This window comes from Ruania halotolerans (assembly GCF_021049285.1).
GTDB classification, from domain to species: Bacteria; Actinomycetota; Actinomycetes; order Actinomycetales; family Beutenbergiaceae; genus Ruania; species Ruania halotolerans.
This window is the reverse complement of sequence record NZ_CP088017.1, coordinates 2,098,317-2,115,951: the sequence shown is the minus strand read 5'-3', so window position 1 is coordinate 2,115,951 and position 17,635 is coordinate 2,098,317. Positions and strand designations below refer to the sequence as shown.

The 17,635-nt window shown below is 67.6% G+C and carries 16 protein-coding genes; 13 read left to right on the top strand and 3 right to left on the bottom strand.

The genetic code is table 11. The annotated features are described in order from the left end of the window. The first annotated feature begins 7 nt into the window (after positions 1-7). Complete coding sequence (locus tag LQF10_RS09385) at positions 8-460, top strand: PH domain-containing protein (RefSeq protein WP_231067205.1); 453 nt, start codon at positions 8-10, stop codon at positions 458-460. Here LQF10_RS09385 and LQF10_RS09380 read toward each other — a convergent pair. Further along, positions 389-1,534, bottom strand: coding sequence for a DUF3866 family protein (locus tag LQF10_RS09380; RefSeq protein ID WP_231067204.1), 1,146 nt, complete (start codon positions 1,532-1,534; stop codon positions 389-391). The genes LQF10_RS09385 and LQF10_RS09380 overlap by 72 nt on opposite strands. A 33-nt stretch (positions 1,535-1,567) precedes the next feature. On the opposite strand from LQF10_RS09380, the gene LQF10_RS09375 reads away from it, so the two are divergent. From LQF10_RS09375 to LQF10_RS09345, 7 genes are read left to right on the top strand one after another with little or no spacing between them, the layout of a single operon-like run. Next, a complete protein-coding gene (locus LQF10_RS09375; RefSeq protein WP_231067203.1) occupies positions 1,568-2,524 on the top strand; it encodes a helix-turn-helix transcriptional regulator in 957 nt (318 codons plus the stop codon). Further along, positions 2,524-3,564 carry a helix-turn-helix transcriptional regulator gene (locus tag LQF10_RS09370; protein ID WP_231067202.1) on the top strand — a complete coding sequence of 347 codons (1,041 nt, stop codon included), beginning with the start codon at positions 2,524-2,526 and terminating at the stop codon, positions 3,562-3,564. Before LQF10_RS09375 ends, LQF10_RS09370 begins: the two co-directional genes overlap by 1 nt. A 9-nt stretch (positions 3,565-3,573) precedes the next feature. Then, positions 3,574-3,903 carry a hypothetical protein gene (locus LQF10_RS09365; RefSeq protein WP_231067201.1) on the top strand — a complete coding sequence of 110 codons (330 nt, stop codon included), beginning with the start codon at positions 3,574-3,576 and terminating at the stop codon, positions 3,901-3,903. Between the two features lie 47 nt (positions 3,904-3,950). Continuing rightward, on the top strand, positions 3,951-4,235 hold the full coding sequence (gene tatA / locus LQF10_RS09360) for a twin-arginine translocase TatA/TatE family subunit (protein ID WP_231067200.1): 285 nt from the start codon (positions 3,951-3,953) through the stop codon (positions 4,233-4,235). Between the two features lie 36 nt (positions 4,236-4,271). Then, a complete protein-coding gene (gene tatC / locus LQF10_RS09355; RefSeq protein WP_231067199.1) occupies positions 4,272-5,111 on the top strand; it encodes a twin-arginine translocase subunit TatC in 840 nt (279 codons plus the stop codon). Between the two features lie 7 nt (positions 5,112-5,118). Further along, complete coding sequence (locus LQF10_RS09350; protein ID WP_231067198.1) at positions 5,119-6,072, top strand: diacylglycerol/lipid kinase family protein; 954 nt, start codon at positions 5,119-5,121, stop codon at positions 6,070-6,072. A 9-nt stretch (positions 6,073-6,081) separates the two neighbouring features. Next, positions 6,082-8,874, top strand: coding sequence for a DEAD/DEAH box helicase (locus tag LQF10_RS09345; RefSeq protein ID WP_231067197.1), 2,793 nt, complete (start codon positions 6,082-6,084; stop codon positions 8,872-8,874). Between the two features lie 6 nt (positions 8,875-8,880). On the opposite strand, the gene LQF10_RS09340 is transcribed toward LQF10_RS09345, so the two are convergent. Next, positions 8,881-9,678 (bottom strand): DeoR/GlpR family DNA-binding transcription regulator, encoded by a 798-nt coding sequence (locus tag LQF10_RS09340; RefSeq protein ID WP_231067196.1) that lies wholly within the window; start codon positions 9,676-9,678, stop codon positions 8,881-8,883. Between the two features lie 503 nt (positions 9,679-10,181). On the opposite strand from LQF10_RS09340, the gene lnt reads away from it, so the two are divergent. Together lnt and LQF10_RS09330 are read left to right on the top strand one after the other, a co-directional pair. Beyond that, a complete protein-coding gene (gene lnt / locus LQF10_RS09335; protein WP_231067195.1) occupies positions 10,182-11,816 on the top strand; it encodes an apolipoprotein N-acyltransferase in 1,635 nt (544 codons plus the stop codon). After that, complete coding sequence (locus LQF10_RS09330) at positions 11,813-12,577, top strand: polyprenol monophosphomannose synthase (protein WP_231067194.1); 765 nt, start codon at positions 11,813-11,815, stop codon at positions 12,575-12,577. Before lnt ends, LQF10_RS09330 begins: the two co-directional genes overlap by 4 nt. On the opposite strand, the gene LQF10_RS09325 is transcribed toward LQF10_RS09330, so the two are convergent. Beyond that, positions 12,553-12,900 carry an RNA polymerase-binding protein RbpA gene (locus tag LQF10_RS09325; RefSeq protein ID WP_231067193.1) on the bottom strand — a complete coding sequence of 116 codons (348 nt, stop codon included), beginning with the start codon at positions 12,898-12,900 and terminating at the stop codon, positions 12,553-12,555. The genes LQF10_RS09330 and LQF10_RS09325 overlap by 25 nt on opposite strands. A gap of 141 nt (positions 12,901-13,041) precedes the next feature. On the opposite strand from LQF10_RS09325, the gene LQF10_RS09320 reads away from it, so the two are divergent. From LQF10_RS09320 to LQF10_RS09310, 3 genes are all read left to right on the top strand, one after another. After that, complete coding sequence (locus tag LQF10_RS09320; protein ID WP_231067294.1) at positions 13,042-13,977, top strand: aldo/keto reductase; 936 nt, start codon at positions 13,042-13,044, stop codon at positions 13,975-13,977. A gap of 19 nt (positions 13,978-13,996) precedes the next feature. After that, entirely contained in the window at positions 13,997-14,743 is a 747-nt protein-coding gene (locus LQF10_RS09315; RefSeq protein WP_231067192.1) for a putative protein N(5)-glutamine methyltransferase, read from the top strand. A 122-nt stretch (positions 14,744-14,865) separates the two neighbouring features. Further along, positions 14,866-17,601 carry an exo-rhamnogalacturonan lyase family protein gene (locus LQF10_RS09310; protein WP_231067191.1) on the top strand — a complete coding sequence of 912 codons (2,736 nt, stop codon included), beginning with the start codon at positions 14,866-14,868 and terminating at the stop codon, positions 17,599-17,601. The last annotated feature ends 34 nt before the right edge of the window (positions 17,602-17,635 follow it).

Genomic DNA, 17,635 nt, shown 5'->3' with positions numbered 1-17,635 from the left:
ACCGCCGATGACTGCCGGCCCGTACGCACCGTTCCGGCCACGCGCCACGCGCCTGGTCAGCTTCGGGGTGATCGGGTGGTTAGGCGGCGGGTGGATGGTCTTCGTGCTGGCCACGCGCGACCTCGCCGACCCTGCCACGCATGTGGGTGCCGGCCTCCTCGTAGCGTTGATCTCAGTGCTGCTGGTGCGGCTCGCCAGTCTTGCCGCGATCCCCGATGCGCGCGGACTCTTCGTCCGCAATGTGGTCTCGAGCAGAAGAGTCGACTGGGCGCAGATCGTCGGCGTGCGCTTCGGCGAACGGGACTGGGTATCGCTCGATCTCAGCGACGGTAGCGTGCTGGCCGTGATGGCGATCCAGCGGGTGGACGGCGAACGGGCCCGGAAGGAATCACGACGGCTCGCCGCCCTGGTGGCCCGCCACGAGCCGGGCGGCATGGACGCCGGCGACAGCGGCCGCTAGGAACGAGCCGGGGTCGTCCGCAAGGCCGCGACCCATGGTGGACAACCGCACCGGGGCCTGTGCTAACGCGTCCAGAAGCCCACCGGTGGGCACTGGCACCAAGCGGTGCCGACTCGCCAGTGCGCCGGCCTGGCGCTGCACCTGCGCACCGAGGTCGGTGAGCTCACCCGCAAGAACCGGGACGGCGATATCAGCAGGGCATAACGCTACTCGCCCGTACGCCGTCATGCTGTGATGGGAGATCCCACGGTGCCGCTCCCGCGGATCGGCACCCGAGACTCGCAGGCTGGCGACCGGGCGGCCTCCCAACGTGGCAGCGGCGTTCACCGCCTCACCCGCGGCCACGCCCGAGAACCCCCATCGGGTCCCCGTGCCGAGATTGCCCGGGCCCTGGGCGACCACGACGAAGTCCGCATGAGTGACCAGATGCGCGGCGAGGAGTCCGGAGTGCACCGTCACCGCCTCCAGATCGCCACCGAACGCCTGGCCGACTGTGATCGTGGCCTGCAGCCAGCCGACCTCACGAAGCACGGCAACCGTGCGGGAGAACCACGCCGGCAAGGCGCCGCCGTCGGTCATCAGGTATGCCACCGACGGAACCGGGCGCCCGAGCCGCGACGCCTCATAGCGCGCCCCGGCCAGGATCGCCGGCAGGGCCGAGTGCAGGTCTGCGATCACCACGGGCATACCGGCGATGTCGTCGGCATCCCGCAGTACCTCGTGGGCCGGGGACTCCTGTTCGTCCACGCCGAGCACCATCGTCTGGAGCGGGGTGTACCGGGCCTTCATGATGTGACCCGGTCCCGCAGGCGGGTCATCGGGCAAGGTGTCCGGCCGGGCCACCACAAAGGCGTACCCGCCGGTGCCGAGGTCTCGCGAAAGCGCCGTGGTGGACACCAGAACCCGGTCGCCCGGCTCGGGTTCACCGACGAGCTCCGGATAGGCCAAGGCCCGCACCATCTCGCCGCGGGCGGGCTCGTGCCCGCTGCTGACGGTGAGCCGGACCTCGATCTCCACTGCACCGGGCCACCGGTTCCCCACGGCGTGCACCACGCCGTCCCGCCACGTCATCACCACGGCAATCTATCGCGGGTAGCGTGTTCTCCCATGAAGAGTGAGCGTGTGCCGGCCGCCGAGCGTCTGCTCGACCTGGTGATCGCCCTGAGTCACACACGTCACAGGATGACCAAGAGTGACATTCGCCGGCAGGTGAACGGCTACGCCGATGCCGTCTCCGACGAGTCCTTCGACCGGATGTTCGAACGCGACAAGGACCAGTTGCGCGGACTTGGTATTCCGATCGTCACGCTCACCGACTCAGCTCATGAGGATGATGTCGGCTACCGCATCGATATGACTGAGTACTCCCTACCCCCGGTGAACTTCACCCCAGCCGAGGTGGGTGTCCTCTCGCTCGCGGCGCAGGTCTGGCAGGACTCCTCTTTCGCCACGCAGTCTCAACGGGGACTGACGAAGCTGCGAGCGGTGAGTGACCTCAGCGATCCGGCCGAGCACACCGGGCTGGCTCTACGGGTGCGCGGTCCGGACGCGGCATTCGGCGACCTGTTGGATGCGATCACCGATCGAATCGCGGTGCAGTTCACCTATCGCGCGGCAAACACCGGCGCCACGGGGGAGCGGACGGTGGAACCGTGGCGTCTGGTCGCCAGAGATCGCGGCTGGTACCTGATCGGTTTCGATCGTCTCCGGCAGGCACAGCGTTCCTATCGACTCTCCCGGATCATCGGAACGGTGCACCGGGTGGGCACGCCTGGCCAGGTGCAGATCCCGCAGACCATCGAGCCACAACCGGTGCCCACCACGGAAGTGGTCCTCGCCCTCACCCCTGAGCGGGCCTCCGCCTTGCGTGCGCGGTCCGAGCCGGCCAACCATCTCGGCGCACCCGCTGATCGCGATGTGGTGCGCCTCGAGGTCACCGAGGTGGGCCGGTTGGCCGAGGAGATCGCAGGCTACGGTGAGCATGTCCTGGTGCTGGAGCCTGCCGAGTTGCGCAGTGCGGTGCTGCGACGGTTACGCGCAGCGCAGAGCTGGGGAGAGATTTGATGGCGGAGACGGCCGGTGATCGGGTGGTGCGCATGCTCGCCCTGATCGCCTATCTCGAGAACAACCGGGGCGTGCCGGTGGAGCAGGTGGCCGAGCACTTCGGCGTCAGTGCGGGCCAGGTACTCATGGACGTCGACACGCTTTGGGTCTCCGGCACGCCCGGCTACATGCACGACGATCTCATCGACTTCGCGGCCGATGATCACGAACGCAACCTGCTGACGCTGACCGATTCACGCGGTATGGACCGGCCGCTCCGGTTGGGACCACAGGAGGCATTGGCTCTGCTGACCGCCCTCCGCACACTCCAGGCAACCCCTGGATTGACCGACGATGCGGTGCTGTCCAGCACGGCGGACAAGCTCGCCCAGGCCGCTGGTGCCGCGGCCGAGACGTCCACCTCAGTGGATGTGCGGGTCGCGGACTCCTCTGGTGCCGATGTCTCGGCACACCTGAGCATGATCCGTGCGGCACTGCGGGAGAGGCGGCAGGTGCACCTGAGATACGTCTCGGCTGCGGACACGGTCAGCGAACGGACCGTGGACCCCCTGCAGTTGCTCACCGACTCCCACCGCTGGTTCCTGATGGCCTGGTGTCACCGCGCCGCCGACGTGCGCCAGTTCCGGCTCGATCGGATGCTGGAAGCCAGGATGCTCGAGGCTCCGGTCGCTGACCATCCGGACATCGCGCTACCGGAGTCGGCTGAACCGGAGCTTGCTGCAGCCTGCTGGCAGGTGCGGCTGGTGCTGTCCTCGCGGGCCCGCTGGGTTGCCGAGCAGTACCCCGTGACTGCGGTGACGGATCTCGACGACGGACGATTCGCGGTCGAGCTTGACGTCGTGGACCTCGCGTGGCTGCACAACCTGGTATTCGGGCTCGGCCCAGACGTGCAGGCCGTAGAACCAGCGGACGTGGCACTCGGGCTCAGCGCACGTGCTCGTACCGCTCTGGATGCCTACGCCGCGGCAGGTCTGCTGGAGGACGAGGCCGCAACCCGGTACTCGGACTCAGCACGCCCGGATCACGCCGATGTGCCCTAGGCTGAACTCATGATCTGGTTGGCGGTGTGGACAGTCCTCGTACTCGGCGCATGCGCTGTGCTGTTCCTGATCGCACGCCACCTGTGGCGAGGCTTTAAGGCCCTCATGGAGCAGGCCCGCCACAGTGCCGAGGTGATGGAGCGACTCAACGACGCGGTCGCCGAACTGGAGGCCCAGGCGCGTTCACGCACGTTCAGCCCGCACCTTGCCGCCACGGCGAGCCAGCGTGAGGAATGGCGCCACGCCCGCGCAGCAAACGTGGCCGCGCGTGCCGAGCGCGTCCGCGAACGACGATCGCGTACCCTGGATAGGTGGCGGGCGATCGGCATGCCCCTGTGACCTGTTAGACCACCGACCGCTACGACCATTCCGACGAAGGAACCACCATGCTCAAGAATCCTGTGTTTTGGATCGTGATCGTCGGCCTCGTGCTGCTGCTGTTCGGGGCCAGCCGTCTGCCGGACATCGCCGGGAACGTCGGCAAGTCGCTCAAGGTCTTCAAGAAGGAGATCAAGGAGTTGCAGGAGGACACCGACATCTCGGTGGACGACTCGACCACCCGGCGCTCCGATGGCGGAGCCAGCACGACCGGCACCACCGAGTCCACGGGCACGCCCACATCACCGTCGCAGACCGCCGACCAGCGCCGCGACGAGACCACTACGTCCTGACCCCACGTGGTCTCACGGTCAAACCCTGAGGGGCGGATGCCCCTCGGGGAGCATCTGCGAGAGTTGCGCAAGCGGCTGCTGCTCGCCACTGCCGGTCTTGTCGTCGGCACCATCGGGGGCTGGTTCCTGTACGAGCCGATCTTCCAACTCCTGCAGGAGCCGGTGGCGCAGCTGGCAGCCGAACAGGATATTGACGCCAGCCTCAACTTCAGCACCATCGCTTCATCTTTCGATGTCCAACTGCGGGTCGCTGCCTTCCTCGGCGTACTCGCCTCCAGCCCGTGGTGGATGTACCAGCTCTGGGCGTTCCTCGCACCGGGGCTGACGACGAAGGAGCGCCGCTCCGCGGTCGCCTTCCTGGTCACCGGCGTCCCGCTGTTCGCAGGCGGAGTGGCGATGGCCTGGATCGCGCTGCCGAACACCTTCTTCTTGCTCACGCAGTTCATCCCGGAGGGCACGCAGTCCTCCCTGTTCATCGACGCCACTGTCTACCTGAAGTTCGTGGTGCAGTTCCTGCTCATCTTCGGCTTCGCGTTCCTGCTGCCGATGGTGCTGGTGGCGCTCAACCTCCTCGGCCTCGTCAAGGGCATCACCTGGCTGAAGGGATGGCGCTGGGCCGTCATCATCATCTTCGTCCTCGCCGCGCTGGCCACCCCCACAGCCGATCCAGTCACCTTCGTACTCATGTCATTGCCGATCGTCGCGCTCTACTTCCTCGCCGTCGGCGTGAGTATGTTGAACGACCGCCGTCGGGCGAAGAAGGCGGCCATCGAGGACGCCGAGCTCAACGCGGCACTACGCGAGGACGGATCCACAGGCAGTTCCCCCGCAGGATCAGCAGCCACGACCGGCTCCAGCGACACTGACGATTCGTGACCGTCCGGTGAGCAGACTGGGCGTCCTGGTCAATCCTGCTGCCGGGCATGGGCGCGGTGCCCTCCTGGGCCGCGATGCCCTCGCCGCGCTCGGACGGAGCGAACACGAGATCCTCGATCTGTCCGGCGCGAGCGCCGCGGATGCCCTGGCGCGGGCCCGCGCGGCACTCTGGGAGATCGATGCCCTCGTGAGCGTCGGTGGCGACGGGATGGCTCATCTCGGCGTCAATGCCGTCGCCGGCACCACAGTGCCGCTCGGGATCGTGCCGGTGGGCAGCGGAAACGACCTCGCCCGCAACCTCGGACTCGCTGTCCATGATGTGCCCCGCGCGGTGGCAGACGTCCTGGCCGGACTGACGCGTGCGCCGCGGCGTCTGGACGTGATCGCCACACAGGTCCATCAGCCCGGCCAGGGCGACGATGGCGGCCTTCCCGAGAAGGACGTGACGGCTCTGGAGTGGACCGCATGCGTGCTCTCGGCCGGATTCGATGCCGCCGTGAACCACCGGGCGAACACCTACCGGTGGCCCCGTGGCGGTGGACGCTACGTGCGCGGCGTACTCGCCGAGCTTGCTGCGTTTCGCCCGTACGGCTACCGCATCACGATCGACGGAATCGTGCGGGAACTGCCCGCCACACTCGTGGCTCTCGCGAACGGGACGTCCTTCGGCGGCGGCATGCGCATCGCACCAGAAGCCCGCATGGATGACGGGCTCATCGACGTCGTGATCGGGCACGCGATGGGGCGGGCGGCGCTCCTGCGCCTGTTCCCGCGGGTCTACTCCGGCGCTCACCTCGGATCGGCCCGGGTGGATGTGATCCGGGCGCGCGAGGTGATCCTCGAGGCCCTGCCCGGTAGCCGGCCGCCGCCCCCGGTCTACGCCGATGGTGAATTGTTGGGCCGACTGCCCATCCGGGCCCGTCTGCGGCCCGGTGCCCTGCAGATCCTCGGCAACGCGTAGCCTGGATCCATGTCCAGCCCGGCCGAACGTTATACCGCCTTCCGCCGCAGACAGACCGAGGAGGACACACCCCTGAGCCGGTTCCGCCGGCGCCAGGACTTCGCTCTCGACGACTTCCAGGAGCAGGGCTGCCGCGCCGTGCAGGACGGCCACGGCGTGCTGGTGGCCGCCCCGACGGGCGCCGGAAAGACCATTGTGGGAGAGTTCGCCGTCGCGCTTGCCCTGGAGCAGGGGCGTAAGGCCTTCTACACGACCCCGATCAAGGCCCTGAGCAACCAGAAGTTCCAGGACCTGCGCCGGGTGCACGGCGCCGACGCCGTCGGACTGCTCACCGGCGACACCACGATCAATGGCGACGCCTCGGTGGTGGTGATGACCACAGAGGTGCTGCGGAACATGCTCTACAACGATGCTCCGGCACTTCGGGGACTCGGTTTCGTCGTCATGGACGAGGTGCATTACCTGGCCGATCGGTTCCGTGGCCCCGTGTGGGAGGAGGTGATCCTGCACCTCGCGCGTGATGTCCAGGTGGTCTCCCTCTCGGCAACGGTCTCCAATGCGGAGGAGTTCGGCCAGTGGCTCACTGAGGTCCGGGGAGACACCTCGGTGGTCGTCTCCGAACGGCGGCCCGTGCCGCTGTGGCAGCACATGATGGTCGGCCGCGACCTGCTCGACCTGTACGGCTCGGACGTGGATCCGACCGACCCGGGCATCAATCCGCCGATCAGCCCTGACCTCGTCGAGGCAATCCGTGCGGCGGAACGGTCGGGACCCTCGCGGGGGAGCGGGGGCCGGGGCGGGCGGCGCAACGGACGAGGACGGTCCCGCTACGGCAACGCCCGCCAGCAGCAGGTGCGGGTTCCGCCGCGGTTCCTCGTAGTGGATCAGCTGGACCGCGCCGGGTTGCTTCCGGCCATCGTGTTCATCTTCTCCCGGGCCGGCTGTGAGGCTGCCGTGCAGCAGGTGGCGCGCTCCGGGATCGCCCTGACCTCCCCGGCCGAACGCGCGCAGATCGACGCCGAAGTGGAGCGCCGATGCGCCAACCTGCCCCCCGAGGACCTTCATGTGCTGGATTTCTGGGCCTGGCGGGAAGCGCTGCTCGCCGGCGTGGCAGCTCACCATGCCGGCCTGCTTCCGGTGTTCAAGGAGACAGTGGAAGCGCTCTTCGCGGCGGGTCTGGTCAAGGTCGTCTTCGCCACCGAGACCCTGGCCCTCGGTATCAACATGCCAGCCCGGTCGGTGGTGCTGGAGAAGCTCACCAAATGGGATGGCCGCGGACACGCCGAGGTCACATCGGGGGAGTACACCCAGCTGACCGGACGCGCCGGGCGCCGCGGTATCGACGTGGAGGGGCACGCCGTCGTGCTCTACGCCTCTGGGGTAGACCCGGTGGCGGTCGCAGGGCTGGCCAGCCGGCGCACGTACCCGCTGCGCTCCAGCTTCACACCGACGTACAACATGGCAGTGAACCTGATCGCCACCACCGGCTGGAGCCGCGCTCGGGAGACCCTGGAAACATCGTTCGCCCAGTTCCAGGCCGACCGCAGTGTGGTGGGACTGGCCCGGAAAGCCCGCTCGATGAGTGAAGCACTGGATGGCTATACCGAGGCGATGACATGCCACCTGGGTGATATCGAGGAGTACCTGCAGATCCGCGACGCCATCAGCCACCGGGAGCGGGAACTCTCCCGCAGCCGCTCCCGGAGTGCCCGGGAGGCGACCGACCACCTGCTGGCCGGCTTGCGGCGGGGCGATGTCGTGCAGATCCCCAGTGGGCGGCGCGCCGGATTCGCCGTGGTGTTGGAGAATCCCACGCCTGCGGGGCTGGACGGACCGCCACTGAGCCTGCTCACTGCCGAGCCGCGGCTGGTGCGGATGCCGCCGGCGGATCTGCCCTACGGCACCGAGGCGGTGACCCGGGTGCGCATTCCCAAGCACTTCAACGCCCGGCGTCCCGCTGAGCGGCGCGATCTCGCGTCCACGATGCGTAACGCCCTGGGTGCGCAGGCCGACGACGCCCCGTCCCGTGCCAAACCTCCCTCAGCCGCCGCCACGGACGGCACTCTGGTCGAGCTGCGCGAGGCGCTTCGTCACCACGCCTGCCACGGCTGCGCCGATCGGGAGGAGCACGCTCGTTGGGCGAAGCGCAGGTCCACCCTCGAGTCGGAGCATCGGGACCTCCTCCGACGTATCGAGGGACGAACCGCCTCGATCGCCCGGGACTTCGACAAGGTGTGCCGGGTACTTGCCTCGCTCGGATATCTTGAAGGGGACGGTGACGACGCCCGCGTGACCGAGCAGGGGCAGTGGTTGCGCCGGCTGTACTGCGAGAAGGACCTCGTGCTGGCCGAATGCCTGCGCTCGGGGGCATGGGCCGACCTCGACGCCGCCGGGCTCGCAGCGGTCGCCTCCGTGGTGCTGTACCAGTCTCGCGGTGATGATCCTGCGGTCCCTCCGACGCCACCGGGGCCGCCAGACGGGACCCTGGCCGTGGCAGTGCGCGAGACGACGCGTACATCCCACCGCCTGGAGCAACTCGAGCGGGAGCACCGCCTCAGCGGTGCCGACCCTGTGGACCTCGGGTTGGTGCGCCCGATGTACGCCTGGGCACGTGGGGGTTCTCTATCTGCCGTCTTGGACGCCGGAGACCTGGCCGCAGGAGACTTCGTGCGGTGGACTCGCCAGGTGCTTGATCTGCTGGACCACGTAGCGATCGCCGCTCCGACGCCGCGGCTGCGCGACACCGCTCGCGAGGCCATCGCCGCCGTACGGCGCGGGATCGTTGCTCACGGCACGATCTGAGGACCATCAGTCTTTCGCGCTCGGTGGAGCCACCCGCAGGTCAGCGACAGCTTCACGCAACGCGCTCACCGCTTCTGGCGGCAGGCCGTCATCGGTGATGAGGTGATCGATCTCTGTCAGCGGCAGAATAGTCGTCAGGCCGACGGTGCCCCATTTCGTGTGGTCGGCCACCACGACGGCGGACCGTCCGGCGGCCACCAGCGCCCTGTCCGTCTGAGCCTCCAGCAGGTTCGGGGTGGTGAGCCCGGCCCGCGCGTCCATTCCGTGCACGCCCAGGAAGACGATGTCGCAATGCAGCCGCTCCAATGAGGACACGGCCACCGGGCCCACGAGGGCGTCTGAGGCGGTCCGTACGCCCCCGGTGAGGATCACCTCGGCTGGAGCAACCTCACCGGGTCGTGGTGGCCCATGGAGCAGATCGGCAATCCGCAGCGAGTTGGTCACCACCGTGAGGCGGGGGATTCGCCGCAACCGATGCGCCAGCGCCCAGGTCGTCGTCCCCGCGGACAGGCCGATGGCCATACCCGGCGCAACGAGGTTCGCTGCCAGCTCGGCGATCGCCTCCTTCTCTGCGCGTTCGCGGCCCGCCTTGTGGTCGAAACCGACCTCTTCAGCGCTGGCGCTACGCCGCGTGGTGGCACCGCCGTGCACTTTGTCCAGGTGGCCGGCACGCGCGAGCGAATCGAGATCGCGACGGATAGTCATGGGGCTCACGTCGAGAGCGTCGGACAGATCGGTCACAGTGACCGCACCGCGGGCGAGGACGGCGTCGAGCACGCGCGCACGCCGCTCTGCTGCCAGCACCTGGCCTCCTACGCTCGTCCTCTGCAGAACAGCAAGTATCTCAGGCGATCGCGGACATCCAGGCACGTCCCGATCAGCGTTTCCTGGGCGTGGTGGGACTGTTGTGACTGCCGAGGATAGCGGGCCGGAACCCGTACCGATCACACCGACCACGATCTGCCACCGACGCACGTTGCGACACGCCGACTGATGGCAGATTCTTGCAATCAGTCTTGGTGCCTCTGACCTGCGCATACGCCCGTGACCTGCGCGTTCATCCCCTTGGCGTGAGCGAGTGACGAGGGTATGTTCACGTTCCGTACTGCTCCTTGAAACAGGGGTGCAGTCACCGACCAGGCTCGCGCATTCAGTAGAAAACGGGGCTGACCGAGCAGGGGTTCCGGACCGAAGGATGCGCGAGCCGGTCGGTGGGGTCTCGGGGCCCGACGGCGCACCCAGCTGCGTTGTCGGGTACCCCGTCTCGCCGGTCCGCATCAGGACTGCCCGGGACGTATCCTGCAGGGGTGTCCGCCACCGTCGCTACTGCGGCCCCGAACCCTCCGTCGCCAGCGCGCATGCTCGTGCCGGCCCGGGCCCTGACGCTGCTCGCGGCGGCCCTGGGGGGTCTGCTCACCGATACAGCCTTCCCGCAGCGATCCTGGTGGCCGCTGGCGATCGTCGGCATGGCCGTGCTCGTCGTGGCGCTGCGCCGTGATTCCGCGCGGTGGAACGCGCTCGTGGCGTGGGTCTGGGGCCTGGCCTTCTTCCTCCCGCATATCTGGTGGGCCAATGCGGCGGTCGGGGTGATCCCATGGCTGGCGTTGAGCGTGGCCGAAGCGGGCGTCATCGCGGCAGGTGCAGCGGTGTGGACGTGGTCTCGACGGGCTGCATGGCTGCGTGGCCGCCTGCTCCTGCCCGGTGTCGTCTTCGCCGTGGTCTGGGTGGTGGCCGAACAACTGCGGCAGGTATGGCCATTCGGGGGCTTCCCATGGGGACGGCTCGCCTTCTCCCAGGTCGACGGTCCCCTTCTGCCGTTCGCTGCGATCGCGGGGGCTCCTGCGGTCTCCTTCGTGACGGCGCTGTGCGGTTTCTGGTTGGCGGCTGCCGTGATCGGACTGCTGATGCGCCGTCGAGCGTCGCCGGATGCATCCTGCCCAGCGAGTAGGGGCGTCATCATCGGGGCCGGGGCTGGCGTGGCGGCAATACTTGCCGTGGGGCTGGTAATCCCAACACCGACGGCGGCCCAAACCGGGACTCTGCGGCTGGGCGCGGTCCAGGGAAATGTCTCCGAACCGGGCCTTGGCGCGTTCGCGAACGCACGCGAGGTGCTCACCAACCATGTGAACGGCACCCTCGAACTGAGCGAGGAGGTCGGTACCGGCACGCTGGACCTGGTCTTGTGGCCGGAGAACGCCACCGACATCAACCCCCGCGAGGATGCCGATGCCGCCGCGATGCTCGATGATGCCGCCTCCGCGATCGGCACGCCGATCCTGTTCGGCACCGACTCCTATGGACTAGACGCAGACGGTAACGACGCCCGATTCAACGACATGGTGCTCTGGGAAGTGGGTGAGGGCGCCGTCTTCTCTTACGCCAAGCAAATCCCGGCGGCTTTCGCCGAGTACATCCCGATCCGGGATTTCGCGCGGATCTTCTCCTCGGCGGTGGATCTCGTACGCACGGACATCGCTCCAGGCACCGAGATCGCCGTGGTGCCGGTCGACCTGCCGCGTCTGGAGCGCACGGTGCAGGTGGCGACGGTGATCTGCTTCGAGGTGGCCTACGACGCAGTGATCCGCGAAGCAGTTCAGGGCGGGGCAGAGGTGCTCTTCGTACCCACCAACAACGCCTCGTTCGGATACACCGCCGAGAGTGAGCAGCAACTCGCCATGTCGCAACTGCGCGCCGTGGAGCATGGGCGCGCGACTGTACAGATCTCCACCGTAGGAGTCAGCGGCGTGATCGCCGCCGACGGGACGGTGCTTGAACGTACGGAGCTCTTCACCCATGACACGTTGACGGCGGAGCTGCCGTTGCGCAGTTCACTCACCGTGGCGGACCGGCTGGGGGACTGGCCGATCATCCTGGCCACGGTGCTGGTGGCGTGTGCCTTCACCCTCGGGCTGGTCACCGGGCGCCGCCGGAGCGGCCAGTGACGCGGACGTTGGTGATCATTCCCACGTACAACGAGCGGCATTCGCTCCCGGACACCCTGACCCGCACCCGCAGGGCGGCACCGGGGGCCGACGTGCTCGTGGTGGACGACGGTAGTCCGGACGGCACTGGGCGGTGGGCGGCGGAGCGGTCTCTTGCCGACCCGGCCGTCCATGTGCTCCACCGGCCGCAGAAAGCGGGTCTGGGGCGCGCCTATGTGGCCGGGTTCACCTGGGCCCTTGATCGTGACTACGACCTCGTGGTGGAGATGGACGCCGACGGGTCCCATCATCCGGAGGATCTGCCTCGACTATTAACCGCCGTGGCCTCAGGCGCAGAGCTGGCCATCGGTTCGAGATGGATACCGGGGGGCCGCACCGTCAACTGGCCCTGGTATCGGCAGTACCTGAGCCGCGGCGCCAACGCCTATGCGAACGCGGCGATCGGGCTCGGGGTCCACGACGCAACGGCCGGCTTCCGGGTGTTCACCGCAGCCATCCTTCGGCGCATCAAGCTCACGGAGGTGAATTCGCAGGGGTACTGCTTCCAGGTGGACATGACCCGGCGGGTCCGCGAACTGGGCGGGACGATTACCGAGGTGCCGATCACCTTCACTGAACGACTCGAGGGCACCTCGAAGATGAGCCGTGCGATCGTCGTGGAGGCCCTCTGGCGCACCACTGCCTGGGGCGCCGAAAGGCGCTCCAGGCAGTGGCGTCAGTGGTGGGGGCGTGCTACTCAGGCACTGCGGCGCCGCAGCTGACCGCTGCGCAACAACTGCAAGCGTTCGGTCAGCAGATCCTCCAGTTCGGCGACCGTGCGCCGCTCAAGCAACATGTCCCAGTGGGTGCGGACATGTTTGCCGGGCTTGGGTTCGGGCCGATCGGCATCGCGCAGCAGCGCCTCGCCACCTCCGGGCGCCTCCCATACCGGTGGAATCTCAGCCTCCGCGGAGAACGGGATGACGATCACCCGACCGTCCGGGCAGTCGTAGACCGCCTCGATACGCGGGGCGAACTCGACGTTCGCCTCCGTCTCCATGCTGTTCGCGCCGATCCTCGTGCCGCGTAATGCTCGATCAGCCATCGCGACTCCTCCTTGTGACTTGTGGTCGTCTCCAGTAAGTCCAACGGCCGAGGCGTGCGTCCTGTTCCGGTCGCACGTGAAGGTGATGTGAAGTTCGCGCACGGAGAACGTGGTGAAATGGTCTGCGTGGACACGTACACCATGTCGTATCGCCAGCTCGGCGCCTCGGGCCTGACGGTTTCCGCCGTCGGACTTGGATGTAACACCTTAGGGGCAACCGTAGCGGCAGAGCACGTTCCTGGCCTCGTGGGCGCCGCATTGGACGCCGGAGTGACCCTCTTCGACACTGCCGATGTCTACTCCAAGGGCCGCAGTGAAGAGCTGCTCGGCGAGGCCCTGGCCGGTCATCGGGACGAGGTAGTGATCGCCACCAAGTTCGGAATGGACACCGGGGGTCTGAACGGTCCGGACTGGGGCGTGCGCGGTTCGCGCCGGTACATCCGCAAGGCCGTGGAGGGCTCGTTGCGCCGTCTGCGTACCGACTACATCGACCTTTATCAGATGCACACTCCCGATCCGCACACGCCGATCGAGGAGACCCTCGCTGCCATGCACGAACTGGTGGTCGAGGGCAAGGTGCGGTACCTCGGCTCGTCGAACTTCGCGGGCTGGCAGGTGGTGGACGCCGACTGGACGGCACGTGCCGATGGGGGCACCCCGATGGTTTCGGCACAGAATGAGTACAACCTGCTCAATCGCGGTGTCGAACGCGAGTTGGTGCCCGCCCTCAATCACCTAGGGGCGGGGCTCTTGCCCTATTACCCGATCGCCTCGGGCCTGTTGACCGGGAAGTACCGTCGCGGGGAAGGCGCACCGGCGGGGACTCGGCTGGCACGGCGTCCAGAGCGAATCGCGGCGGCGGACTTCGATCGAATCGAAGCCTTGGAGGCGTTCGCCGCTGACCGCGGGATGAGCATGCTTCAGGTGGCCATCGGCTGGCTCGCAGCGCAGCCCGCGGTGGCCTCAGTGATCGCCGGAGCGTCCCGGCCGGAACAGGTGCAGGCGAATGTGGCTGCCGTGTACTGGGAACCCACCCCGGTCGATCTCGATGAACTGGACGAGATAGCGCCGGCTTGACGTGCTTGAAGATCCGCTGGTGGCCCGGCTCCGGGCCGCAGGATGCGTGTTCGCCGAAGCCGAGGCGGCGCTCCTGAACAACGCCGCAGCAGCGGGGCCGGAGCGCGAGGTCCTGGTCCGCCGTCGTCTGGACGGCGAACCGCTCGAGACAGTTCTGGGGTGGGTTGAGTTCGATGGTCTGCGGCTATACACCGCACCTGGCGTTTTCGTGCCGCGGACCCGCACCACCCATCTGGTCGAGGTTGCCGCCGAGGTGGCGCCACATGGTGCCCAGGTGGCAGATGTGTGCTGCGGGATCGGAGCCATCGCAGCTGCGCTTCATGTGCGGCGGCCTGATCTGATGATCCGAGCCGCGGACCTCGACCCGAGGGCCACTGCGTGTGCCGCGGACAACCTCGACTCCATCCCGGTCTACACCGGTGATCTGCTGGAGGCGCTGCCTCCGCGCGATCGTGGCCGACTCGATCTGGTGGTTGCCAATACGCCCTATGTTCCGACTGCCGGTCTCGCCACCATGCCGCGTGAGGCACGGGAGTACGAGCCTGTGATCGCGCTCGATGGCGGGACAGACGGCCTGAGCATCCAAAGGCGCCTCGCGGGACAGGCCGATCACTGGCTCTCCTCGGACGGCCTGCTACTCACCGAGATCGCTGAGGAGCAGCGACAGGCGGCGCAACGGGCGTTTCGTGAGACGGGATGGACGGTAGAACTCCGTCCCTCGCCGCGAGGGGAGAACCTGGTCGTCATGGCCAGGCGACGCCATTGATCGAAATTGTCCGTTCGTGGTCACGACATCGGTGGGCTGATGAGCATAGGCGGGTCAGTCATCGAGGCCTGACCGCCGCGCTAATGATGGCGTGCGGCTCCGGCCGGAAGGAGAAGAACACCGTGGTTCAGATCAGTCGCCGCACGATGCTTGCCTCGTCCGCCGTCGCCAGTGCCGGTGTTGCCCTCGGGGCAGCAGTTCCAGCCATTGCGGCTCCCCGTGGACCCGCGGCCCCGCGCGAACCCACCGAACCTGCTGGTCCGGTGGACCTGCGCTGGCTCGAGCAGGACATCCCGGAGGTTCTTGCGGCTGGCGTGACCTGGGGCGTTCCGTGGGCGCGCGGGAGTGTTCCCGGAGATCAGGCGTTCGCCCTGCACACCGATGACGGCACTGTCGTCCCCGTGCAGAGTTGGGGTACCGCTTGGTGGCCCGACGGGTCGCTGAAGTGGAGCGCTCACGCCGTCAGCGATGCGAGCCCGCTCACCGATGGGTACCGATTGGAACGCGGGGAGCCGGCTACTCCGGAGACCGCACTGCGGGTGAGTGAGAACGGCGGCCGGGTTCGCGTGGATACCGGCGTGATCGTCGTGGACTTCGCCAAGGCCGGTGACAAGGTGATCCGCCAGATCACCCGGGACGGCCGGACCATCGCCAGCGACGGTCGGTTGGTGGCGTCCCGGCAGAATGTCCCGGACACTGACCGCGCAGAGCAGATCTCGCACGAGTCGTTCCGCGGGATGGTGGACGCTGTCACGGTGGAGCAGGATGGGCCGATCCGCGCGGTGATCAAGGTGGAGGGCACCCATGGCCGGGGCGCGAACGGATGGCTGCCGTTCGTGCTGAGGTTCGCTCTCTTCGCCGGATCCGACGGGATCCGCCTGGTGCACACCTTCTTCTACGACGGAGACGAGAACCAGCATTTCATCAATGGACTCGGGGTGGAGTTCTCCGTGCCCATGCACGCGGACCTGCACGACCGGCACGTGAGGTTCACCAGCGCCGAGGGTGGTGTGCTGGCCGAGGCGGTGCGTCCGATCACCGGGTTGCGCCGTGATCCTGGTGCCGAGGCCAAGGCGGCGCAGGTGGCCGGTGAAGCCACCCCGGACACGAGTACGTGGGATCAGCGCGTGACCAGCCGTCTGCACCTGATCCCGGCGTTCGGTAGCTACAGCATCAGCCAGCTCACTGCTCACGGGTACCAGATCAGCAAGCGCACCTCGGTCGGGCATTCCTGGCTGACCGTGGATTCAGGCAGTCGGGCCGGTGGCCTCGGGTACGTCGGCAGCCCCGGCGGTGGTCTCGCCTTCGGGCTGCGAAACTTCTGGCAGTTGCACCCCACCGAGCTGGAGGTGGACGGGGCCGACACCGACACCGCCCGCGCCACAGTATGGATGTGGTCACCGCGTGCCTCTGCGATGGATGTGCGCTTCTACCACGACGGTCTGGGGCAGGACACCTATGAGGAGCAGCTCGAGGGTCTGAACATCACCTACGAGGATTACGAACCGGGTTTCGGCACTCCGTACGGTGTGGCCCGCACCAGCGAGCTGACGTTCTGGGCACTCGCGGCGACACCGCCAGCGGAGCGGCTGGTCGAGCTCAGCCGCGCGAACGCGGCGCCGCCACTGCTGGTGACCTCGCCAGAACAGGTGCACGGTGCCGGCGTCTTCGGATCGTGGACACCGGTCGATCGGTCTACCCCGGCGCGTGCCGAGATCGAGGACCGCCTGGACGCGATCCACACCTTCCACCGGCAGCAGGTAGACCAGCGGTCCTGGTACGGGTTCTGGGACTACGGCGATGTGATGCACTCCTACGACGCCGATCGGCACGTGTGGCGGTACGACATCGGCGGGTACGCGTGGGACAACTCCGAGCTCTCCACTGATTCCTGGCTCTGGTACCACTACCTGCGCACCGGGGACGCGAATGCCTTTCGGTTCGCGGAGGCGATGACCCGGCACACCGGGGAGGTCGACGTCTATCACCTCGGCCAGTGGAAAGGTCTCGGCACCCGGCACAACGTGATGCACTGGGGTGATAGCGCCAAACAGGTGCGGATCTCGAACGCGAACTACCGCCGGTTCTACTACTTCCTCACGGCCGATGAGCGTACCGGTGACCTGCTGCACGAACTCGTCGACTCCGACCGGACCTACCTGGTGCTCAACGCCGGCCGCAAGGTGGACGGGTCGACGGGGCCGTACGACCCGGACCCGGCCGCTCTGCCACTCAGCAAGACCACGGACTGGGGTGCGATCGCCGGGGCATGGCTGACCGAGTGGGAACGCGATGGTGACCCGGTGGCGCGGGAACGACTACTGGCGAGCGCTCGCTCGATTGCGGCTCTGCCGAACGGCTGGGCGCAGCAGGGCGGTCTCTACAATCTGGAGACTGCCGAGTTTCACGGCGGCGAACCGGGGAAGGTGCAAGTCGGTTCATTGAGTGCGGTGTTCGGCCTCATTGAGTTGATGACGGAGTTCCTCGAGCTGGTGGATGAACCGGAGGTCAAGGAGAAGTGGGTGGAATTCTGCCGCCTGTACAACGCCAGCCGGAAGGAGCAAGCCGAGGCCACCGGTGAGCATTGGGGCAACCTGAACCTCCGGCAGTCCTACGCCCGGGCCACTGCGTACGCAGCGGTCGCGCTGGACGATCCGGAACTCGCGGAGCGAGCATGGGAGGAGTTCCGGCGTGGTCATGCCGGCTACCCGCAGGACCATGATTTCGGTTCGGTCATCGTTGAGCCCCCGCGGGTGCTCAAGACCGTGGACGAGGCGGACCTCAGCACGAACGCCAACGCACTGTATGGCCTGACGGCGATTCAATGTATGGCGCTGATCGGGGACAGCCTGGACTAAACGGACGGGCTTGCGCTTGCCAGGCCGCAGGTGG